The sequence below is a fragment of the Immundisolibacter sp. genome (genome assembly GCF_028696615.1).
In the GTDB taxonomy this organism is placed as follows: Bacteria; Pseudomonadota; Gammaproteobacteria; order Immundisolibacterales; family Immundisolibacteraceae; genus Immundisolibacter.
The window spans coordinates 1-8,872 of sequence record NZ_JAQVGQ010000105.1; the positions used below are offsets into that span (position 1 = coordinate 1).

At 70.2% G+C, this 8,872-nt stretch carries 9 protein-coding genes; 1 reads left to right on the plus strand and 8 read right to left on the minus strand.

Annotated elements, in window-relative coordinates; all coding sequences use genetic code 11:
* The 4 genes from PHC73_RS08225 to PHC73_RS08240 all read right to left on the minus strand — a co-directional run.
* A partial coding sequence (locus tag PHC73_RS08225) for an acyl-CoA dehydrogenase family protein (protein ID WP_300126622.1) occupies positions 1-1,208 on the minus strand: 1,208 nt, incomplete at its 3' end.
* A gap of 42 nt (positions 1,209-1,250) precedes the next feature.
* Positions 1,251-2,021, minus strand: a complete 771-nt coding sequence (locus PHC73_RS08230) for an SDR family NAD(P)-dependent oxidoreductase (RefSeq protein ID WP_300126624.1) — start codon at positions 2,019-2,021, stop codon at positions 1,251-1,253.
* 290 nt (positions 2,022-2,311) lie between these two features.
* Entirely contained in the window at positions 2,312-2,839 is a 528-nt protein-coding gene (locus PHC73_RS08235; protein ID WP_300126626.1) for an aromatic-ring-hydroxylating dioxygenase subunit beta, read from the minus strand.
* Between the two features lie 53 nt (positions 2,840-2,892).
* Positions 2,893-4,224: an aromatic ring-hydroxylating dioxygenase subunit alpha gene (locus PHC73_RS08240; RefSeq protein WP_300126628.1), complete on the minus strand. Its 1,332-nt coding sequence runs from the start codon at positions 4,222-4,224 to the stop codon at positions 2,893-2,895.
* Positions 4,225-4,432: 208 nt separating this feature from the next.
* On the opposite strand from PHC73_RS08240, the gene PHC73_RS08245 reads away from it, so the two are divergent.
* Positions 4,433-5,356, plus strand: coding sequence for an NADP-dependent oxidoreductase (locus PHC73_RS08245; RefSeq protein ID WP_300126630.1), 924 nt, complete (start codon positions 4,433-4,435; stop codon positions 5,354-5,356).
* A gap of 21 nt (positions 5,357-5,377) precedes the next feature.
* Here the strand turns inward: PHC73_RS08245 and PHC73_RS08250 are convergent, their stop codons facing one another.
* From PHC73_RS08250 to pdhA, 4 genes are read right to left on the minus strand one after another with little or no spacing between them, the layout of a single operon-like run.
* On the minus strand, positions 5,378-5,626 hold the full coding sequence (locus tag PHC73_RS08250) for an acyl carrier protein (protein ID WP_300126632.1): 249 nt from the start codon (positions 5,624-5,626) through the stop codon (positions 5,378-5,380).
* Entirely contained in the window at positions 5,623-6,966 is a 1,344-nt protein-coding gene (locus PHC73_RS08255) for a dihydrolipoamide acetyltransferase family protein (RefSeq protein ID WP_300126634.1), read from the minus strand. Before PHC73_RS08255 ends, PHC73_RS08250 begins: the two co-directional genes overlap by 4 nt.
* Positions 6,959-7,942 carry an alpha-ketoacid dehydrogenase subunit beta gene (locus tag PHC73_RS08260; protein ID WP_300126636.1) on the minus strand — a complete coding sequence of 328 codons (984 nt, stop codon included), beginning with the start codon at positions 7,940-7,942 and terminating at the stop codon, positions 6,959-6,961. Before PHC73_RS08260 ends, PHC73_RS08255 begins: the two co-directional genes overlap by 8 nt.
* Positions 7,939-8,868 carry a pyruvate dehydrogenase (acetyl-transferring) E1 component subunit alpha gene (gene pdhA / locus PHC73_RS08265; RefSeq protein WP_366949836.1) on the minus strand — a complete coding sequence of 310 codons (930 nt, stop codon included), beginning with the start codon at positions 8,866-8,868 and terminating at the stop codon, positions 7,939-7,941. Before pdhA ends, PHC73_RS08260 begins: the two co-directional genes overlap by 4 nt.
* Between the last annotated feature and the right edge of the window lie 4 nt (positions 8,869-8,872).

The window sequence follows — 8,872 nt, forward strand, 5'->3', positions numbered from 1 at the left end:
TCGTTGGTGCCCTCGTAGATGCGGGCGATGCGCGCATCGCGCAGGTACTTGGCGGCCGGGTATTCCTCGAGGAAGCCGTAGCCGCCGAACATCTGCAGCGCCTCGTCGGCAACGCGCCACAGTAGCTCCGAGCCGGCGATCTTGGCGATCGAGCACTCGAGCGCGAAGTCCTGCAGCGCCGCCAGCTTGGCGTCTGCCGTGCGGCCGCCCGCATTGGCCAGCGCGTCGATGGCGCCGCCGGCCCGGTAGATGGCGCTCTCGGCCGCATAGATGTCCGCCGCCGCCTGGCCGATCTTGCGCCGGATCATGCCGAAATCGACGATGCGCTGGCCGAACTGCCGCCGTGCGGCGGCGTAGTCGAGCGCGGCATCGAGCGCGCACTTGGCGCTGCCGAGCGCGGTGCCGCCGAGCTTGTAGCGGCCGTTGTTCAGGATGTTGAAGGCGATCACATGCCCGCGGCCGATCTGTCCCAGCACGTTGCCGCGCGCGATGCGCGCGTCCTGCAGGATGACCTGGCGCGTGGACGAGCCGTGCATGCCGAGCTTGTGCTCCTCGGCGCCCAGGCTCACGCCCGGCGCATCGAGCGGCACGATGAAGCAGGTAAAGCCGCTGGCGCCGTCCACCTCGCCCTGCACCTTGGCGAACACGAAGCCGACGTCGGCGATGCCGGCGTTGGTGATGAACTGCTTGGTGCCGTTCAGTACCCATTGCTCACCGTCCAGCACCGCCGTGGTGCGCGCGGCGAGCGCGTCCGAGCCGGAGCCCGGTTCGGTCAGGCAGTAGCAGCCGCGCAGTTCGCCGCTGGCGAAGCCCGGCAACCACTGCGCCTTCTGCTCGTCGCTGCCGAACAGCGCCACCGGCAGCGAGCCGATGCCGTTTTGCACCATCAGCGTCAGCATGAACGACTGCTCGCGCCCGGTGCTCTCGAGCACGCGCATCGACACCGGCAGCGGCAGGTCGAGCCCGCCGTATTCCTCCGGCAGGTCGAGCATGGTCAGACCCAGGTCCGACGCCTGCTGCATCAACCCTTCCAGCACACCGGGGACCTTGGCCTCGATGTCGGCCAGGCGTGGCCAGACCTGCTCGTCGCAAAAGCGCCGGGCGGTGTCGAACAGCGCCTGCTGCTCGGCGTCGAAATCCTCGGGCGTGAAGATCGCGCCCGGTGCCTGCGCCGGGTCCAGAAAGGCGCCGCCGTGGGTATCGCTCATGGTGGGATGCTTGGGGTGAGGTGGCGGGAAGGGTCGTCGTCGTTATTTGGGCGCCAGGCGGATGGCGCCGTCCAGGCGGATGGTCTCGCCGTTCAGCAGCACGTTCTCGACGATGACCTGCACCAGCGCCGCGTACTCGGCCGGATCGCCGAGGCGCGCCGGAAACGGCACGCTGGCGCCAAGACTCTGCTGCACCGACTCGGGCAGCGATTCTAGCATCGGGGTCTTGAACAGCCCGGGCGCGATGCTGACCACGCGGAGGCCGTGGCGGGCGAACTCGCGCGCCAGCGGCAGCGTCATGCCGACCACGCCGCCCTTGGAGGCCGAATATGCCGCCTGGCCGATCTGCCCCTCGAAGGCGGCCACCGAGGCGGTGTTGACGATCACGCCGCGCTCGCCGTCCGCCCCGCGCGGCGCGTTGCCCTGCATGTGGGCGGCGGCCAGACGCACCAGGTTGAAGGTGCCGACCAGGTTGATGGTGATGGTGCGCGCGAACTGCTCTAGCGGCATGGGACCCGTCTTGCCGAGCGCGAGCCCGGCGCCGACCACGCCGGCGCAGCTCACGGCAAGATCGAGCCCGCCCATGGCCTGGACGCCGCCGGCGAGCGCCGCCTCGAGCGCCTCGCCTTGGGTGACATCCACGGCCGCAAACTGCGCCCGTGGCCCGAGTTCGCGCAGCGCCGCGGCGCCGGCCTCGGCGTTCACGTCCAGCAGCAGCGCCTGCCCGCCGCCAGCGATCACGCGCCGCGCGGTGGCCAGACCCAAGCCCGAGGCGCCGCCGGTGATGGCGGCGCGAATACCCTCGAATTGCATGCGGTGCCCCAGTTGGTTGTTGCCAAACCGGGGCATGCTGCCGCGCCGCCGGCCCGCTTGTCCAGCCGGCGAGTGCCTTCAGGACGGGCGGGCCGGGCGTGGCCGGCGACAGTCGATCGCCGGTCTTTCAATGGCCTGTTAAGGAGGCGATTCATTCAGCGCTTTCTGCTCGGGGCAGGATGCCCCGACCTGGGACTATGGCGTAAGCCATTGACTCAGGGAGCCCAGCGCGGGCGTGCACCGCGCTGCGGCGAGCTGAAAGATTCCATGGAGGGAATTTTCAGCGTCAATCAAACGAAAAAGCTCAGGTTCGGTGCCTGGATGATGGCCTGATCGATGCTCGCCTCGCGGCGGGCGATGCGAAAGCCGCCATCGGTGATGCGCAGCCGGTCGCGGCGGCGGGCGCCCAGGATGTAGGGAGTGGGTTCGCTGGCGCGCACGCGGTAGATCAGCAACCGGCTGTCGACGTCGAGTTCGTCGGCCTTGTCCGCAGCGCGCGCGCGGATGTTGCTGACGAAGTAGTTGTAGACGCTCGGCGGGTGCTCGGCGGTGGTGAGGGTCTGGTTGCCAAGCAGGCGCACGCGCACTTTCATGCTGGTGTGGTCGTCGTCGAAGTACGGGTTGCCGATGCCGACCTGGCGGCGCGTGCCGTGCTCGTAGAACTCCGGGAAGCCGACGCGGTAGTGGACGTCCTCGGCGAGCAGCTCGAACCACTGCGTCAGCTGGCGCTGGGCGAGCAGGTCGGCTTCGTCGTAGTAGAACTCGCACACGCGGCGGTAGAGCGCGTCGTCGACGCGCGCTTGGGACTGATGGGTCACGGGTTTTCTCCAGCAAATAAGGTGGCCGCCCGCGTTCGGGCGGCCGGGTGGTTTCAGCGCGCGCCGGTCATGTATGCGCGCCACTGCAGCAGGTTGTTGAACTCCGTGACTTCGCAGTAATTGGACGGGTAGGCCACGCCCGGGCCGGGCCAGTCGGCGATCGGCCGGTCGCGGTAGTTGAGCGCCACCTGGAAGTTGACGTCGACGGTGCCGGAGATTTCTCCCTCGCAGCCGCGCTGGATGGCGTGCCAGGCTTCGGCGTCGTCCTGGTCGAAGGTGCCGCCGGCGGTGAAGGTGCGCACCCCGGCGCGCATGGCGCGCTGCTTGACCTCGTCGCTGGCTTCCTGGTCCACCAGGAACCAGTTCCAGATCTCGGTGCGGTTGACCGCCAGCGGCTGCCAGACGCGGATGGCGAAGAAGTTGGTGATGGGGTCGGTCTGCATGTCGAAGCTGATCGGCCCGAACACCCAGGAGAAGTTCGGGAACACGGTGCCGACCGAGGCGATGCAGCGCTTGAACAAGGCCAGCTGCTGCGGATTGAGCGTGCGTTCGAACAGCGCCACCAGCGCCGGGTCGTGGCCCATCCATTCCGGCATTTCGGCCGGGCCCTGCGTCCAGATGCCGTTGTAGGGGCCGGCGGTGACCGACGGGCTTTCGAGCAGCGCCTTGTGGATCATGCCGAGCGCCCCCGGCATGCCGCCGGCCAGCGCCGCATCCACGATCGGGCCGTGCACCTTGACCGCGTGCGGGCCGTCCGCGCCGAAGTTCAGCGGCCCCAGCTTCCAGTTGTTGGTGGGCGTCCAGCGGTGCGGCAGGCCGAGCACGGTCATGCCGTTCGGCGTGCGGTTGAACATGATGTCCAGGTACCAGCGCGCGTCGCCCAAGTGCTCGTCCAGCGACGGGGCGTCGTGGTTCCAGGTGGCGAACACCAGCCCGGCGTAGCTGCCCACGCGCGCCTGGCGCAGGTCGAGGTTGCGGAAGTTGACCTTGCCGCCGTAGGTGTGGTCCTCGGCGGTCGCCACCAGCGCGCCGTCGCTGCCGAATACCCAGCCGTGATAGGGGCAGGTGAAACCGCGCGCGTTGCCGGCATCGGCGCGGCACACCAGCGCGCCGCGGTGGGTGCAGGTGTTCAGCAGCACGCGCACCCGCCCGGCCTGGTCGCGCACCAGGATGACCGGGTCGTTGCCCATCTTGCGGGTGACGTAGTCGCCTTTGTTGGGAATCTCCGACTCGTGGCCGATGTACAGCCAGGTGCGCGTGAAAATGCGCTGCAGTTCCAGGCGGAACAGCGTTTCGTCGGTGAAGATCAGGCGGCTGGCGGTGGCGTTTTCGGCGTCCACCAGGCGTTCGATTTCGGACGGTTGCCATCCTTGTTCAATGCGCATATGCGCTTCCTCCTGAAGTCCATTTGGGGAATGTTCGCGACCGGGGCGTCGGAACGGATGCCGGCACTTGGTTTTGAACGGTCGTTCAGACCGGTCAATGTTCGCCAAAGCGCGCGCCCGGCGCAAGCAAGCGTTCCGTTCGGGGTGCGCCGAAACGTCCAAGGCGGGTTATTTTCGGTGTTTCCGAAGCAACCCGCGTCACGACACGATGAAAGCAGCCTACATCGACCACTGCGGCGGCCCGGAAGTCTTGCAATATGGCGACCTGCCGGATCCGCTGCCCGGCGCGGGCGAGGTGCTCATCGACATCCACGCCGCCAGCGTCAACGCCGCCGACTGGCAGGTGCGCGCCGGGCGCTACGGCAAGCCCACGCGCTTTCCGCACATCCTGGGGCGGGATTTCTCGGGCGTGGTCGGTGCGCTCGGTGCGGGCGTGGACGAGTTCCGCGTCGGTGATGCCGTGTTCGGCGTGTGCGACACCGGCCAGGAGGGCGCCTACGCCGAGAAGATCGCCATCAAGGCCGCGATCGTGGCCCGCAAGCCGGATTGGCTGTCGCACCTGCACGCCGCGGCGGTCGGGCTGATCGGTCTCACCGCGCTGGTGGCCATCGAGGACACGCTCGGGCTTGCGGCCGGCGAAACCATTCTCATCCAGGGCGGCGCGGGTGGCGTGGCCGGGTTTGCCATCCAGCTCGCCCGGCACCTCGGCGCGCGCGTCATCACCACCGCCAGCGCCGCCAATGTCGATTACGTGCGCAGCCTGGGCGCGGATGAGGTGATCGACTACCGGAGCTGCGATTTCAGGCAGCAAGTGCGCGACTGCGACGCCGTGTTCGACACCGTCGGCGGTGAGGTGGCGCTGCGCTCGTTCGACGTGCTGCGACCCGGCGGCCGGGCCGCCTTCATCGCGTCCGGCATGAGCGCGCCGCCGGCGCCGCGGCCGGACGTGACCTCATTGCGCCCGCAGGTCGGCCGCGACCGTGCGCATCTGGAACGCATCCTCGCGCTGCTGGCGTCGGGCGCCGTGCGGGTGCCGGACATCACCCGCTTCACGCTCGATCGTGCGGCCGACGCGCATCGCCTGAGCGAATCGCGCCACCTGCGCGGCAAGCTGGTGTTCGAGGTGCGCTGACCGGCGGGAGCGGGGGCGTCCTCACTTCGCCAGCTTTGCCATTACGTAATGCACCGCGCCGTCGAGCGTCGCCAGGCGCGGGTAGTCGAGTTCCGGGATCGGCACGCCGAGCTGTTTGTGCACGGCGGTGACGAAGTTCAAAAAATCCATCGAATCGATGTCGATCTGGTCGCGCAGCGGCGCGGCGGGGTCGAGTTCCGTTTCGCGCGCCTCGGGGGCGATGGCGCCCAGGATGCTGAGCAGGCGCTCGCGCAGTTCGGCTTCGGTCATAAGGCCTCCGGGGTTTGCAGCAGGCGCTCGAGCGCCGCCAGGAACAGCGCGCCGCGGTGGCCGTCGCTCGCGCGGTGATCGCCGGCCAGCGTCAGCGTGATGGTGCGCCGCACGGCAAGACCCTCGCCGACCACCCACGGCCGGCGCACCACCGAGCCCGCGCCCACTATCGCCACCTGCGGCGGGGTGATGATGGGGTAGACGCGCTCGACGCCGTTGTCGCCGAGGCTGGACAGCGTGATGGTGGGGTCGGTCAGTTCCGAGCTGCGCAGGCCGCCGGCACGCGCGCGCAGCACCAGGTCCTTGAGCTCGGCCATCAGGGTGTCGAGGTCCTTGTCGGCCACGTCGTGAATGGCGGGGGCGATGAGACCGCGCCGGCGCAGCGCCACCGCCACGCCGATGTGCACGGCCGTCGACGGCTCGAAGCGGTCCTCGCGCCAGAAGCCGTTCAGCTCCGGCACCTCGCGCAGCGCGAGCGCCGTGGCCTTGAGCAGCAGCACCGCGTACAGCAGGCGCCGGTCGGGGTCGCGCTCGGCATTCACGGCCTCGATGAAGCGCAGCGCCGGCTCGAAGTCGGCCGTGGTGGCGAGGTAGTAGTGCGGAATCTCGCGCTTGGACCGGGTCATGGCGGCGGCGATGGCGCGGCGCATGGCGTCGGGGTCGAACGGCGCCTTGGCCGCAGGCGCAGTGGGCGGCGCCTGCGCGGCGCGTTCGACATCCTGGAGCGTGATCGCGCCCTTGGCGCCGCTGCCGGTGATCGTGGCCAGATCAACGCCGAGTTCGAGCGCGCGCTGGCGCACGCTGGGGGCGGCGCGCGGCGCGGCCTTGGCGGGCGGTGGCGTGGTGAGCGGCAGGTCGGCCAGCGTGATGGCGCCGCCGGGGCCGCTGCCGGTGAGCGTGGACAGATCGATGCCGAGTTCGGCGGCGCGTTTTCGGGCGGCTGGCGAGGCGCGCACCGTTTCGCCAGCGGCCGGTGCAGGCGGGCCGGGCGGGGCGGCGGCCGCCGGTGCCGGCACGGCCGCAGCCGCGGCGGGCGGCGGCGCGGCGGGCTGTGCCGCTGGCTCGACAGCCGGCTGCGGCGCGGCCGGTTTGGCGGCTGCCTCGCCCTCGCTGCGCACGGTGGCCAGCACGGTGCCGACCGGCACTTCGGTGCCCGGCTGCACCAGCAGCGCATCCACCACGCCGCTGTCGAAAATTTCGACGTCGATGGCGCCCTTCTGGGTCTCGACCACCGCCACGATGTCGCCGCGGCGCACGCGGTCGCCGGGCCTGACGCGCCACTCGAGAAGCTTGCCGCTTTCCATGTCGCTGCCGAGCGACGGCATGCGGAACTCAGCCACGGCCGAGCACCCCGCGGGCGGCGGCGACGATGCCGTCCACCTGCGGCAGGGCGGCGTCCTCGAGGTGCTTCGGGTACGGGATCGGCACCTCGGCGCTGCACACCCGCGCCGGCGGAGCGTCGAGTTCGTAGAACACCTGTTCTGTGATGCGGGCGCTGATCTCGGCGGCGAGGCTGCCGGTGCGCCAGCCCTCGTCGACGATCACCGCCCGGCGCGTTTTGCGCACCGAGGCCATGACGGTGGCGTCATCGAGCGGGCGCAGGCAGCGCAGATCGATGACCTCGGCCTCGATGCCGTCGCCGGCCAGTTTTTCGGCGGCGGCGAGCGTCTTGGGCAGGCTGCCGCCGTAGGTGACGAGCGTGACGTCCCGCCCCGGCCGGCGCACGGCGGCGCCGGTCAGCGGCACCGTATCGACCGCCTCCAGTGGGCCTTCGGTGTTGTAGAGCATGACGTGCTCGAACGCGATCACCGGGTCCGGGTCGGCCAGCGCGGCGGCCAGCATGTGCCGGGCGTCGGTGACGGTGGCCGGCGCGATCACCTTCAGGCCCGGGATGTGGGCGTAGAAATTCTCCAGGCTGTGCGAGTGCTGCGCCGCCAGCTGCCGGCCGGCGCCGGTGGCCATGCGGATCACCAGCGGCACCGACACCTGCCCGCCGGACATGTGGCGCAGCGTGGCGGCGTTGTTCAGGATCTGGTCCAGCGCCAGCAGGCTGAAGTTGACGGTCATGATCTCGACGATCGGCCGCAGACCGCCGAGCGCCGCGCCGATGCCGGCGCCGGTGAAGGCCGATTCCGACAGCGGCGTGTCGCGGATGCGCGCCTCGCCGAATTCCTCCAGCAGGCCCTTGCTGACGGCGTAGCAGCCGCCGTAGCGGCCGACGTCCTCGCCCATCAGGAACACGCGCGGGTCGGCGTTGAGTGCCGCGCGCAGCGCGTCCCGCATCGCCTCGCGGTAGGTGCAGGTGGCGGCGCTCATGCCTGATCTTCCGTGTACACGTCGCGCGTGAGCTGCTCGACGGGCTCGAAGCTGCCGGCCTCGGCGAACTCGATCGCCGCCTTGAGTTCGGCATCGACCTGCGCCTGCAGGGCCGCGCGATCGTCCGTCCCGAGCAGGCCGAGGCTGATTGCCTCGCGCTCGAACAGGTCGATCGGGTCGCGCGCCCGCCAGCGCTCGACTTCCGCCTTGTCGCGGTACAGCTGGCTGTCGAACATGGAATGCGCCCGGTAGCGGTAGGTGTGGCATTCGAGCAGGTACGGCCCGTGGCCTTCGCGCACGTGGGTGATGGCCGTCTGCGCCGCCTCGCGCACGGCCAGCAGGTCCATGCCGTCGACAGCGGCCGACGCAAGGCCATAGGCGCGCGCCTTCAGGTGCACGTCGGTCTCGGCCTGCGAGCGCGCCAGCGCCGTGCCCATGGCGTACAGGTTGTTCTCGCACACGAACAGCACCGGCAACCGCCACAGCGCGGCCAGATTCAGCGACTCGTGGAACGCGCCCTCGGCCGCCGCGCCTTCGCCGAAAAAGCACGCGCTCACCTGCGCCCGCTGCTGCATGGCGTCGGCCAGCGCGAGTCCCACCGCCAGCGGCAGGCCGCCGGCGACGATGGCGTTGCCGCCGTAAAGGCGCGCCGCGGCATCGAACAGGTGCATGGAGCCGCCGCGGCCGCGGCTGCAGCCCTGCTGCTTGCCGAACATCTCGGCCATCACGGCGCCCATGTCGACGCCGCGCACCAGCGCGTGGCCGTGCTCGCGGTAGGTGGCGACGATGGCGTCGGCCGGCTCCAGCAGCGGCACGATGCCGGCGGCGATGGCCTCCTCGCCGTTGTACAGGTGCATGAAGCCGCGAATCTTGCCGGCGCTGTACAGCTCGGCGCAGGCGTCCTCGAAGGCACGGATGCGCAGCATGTGC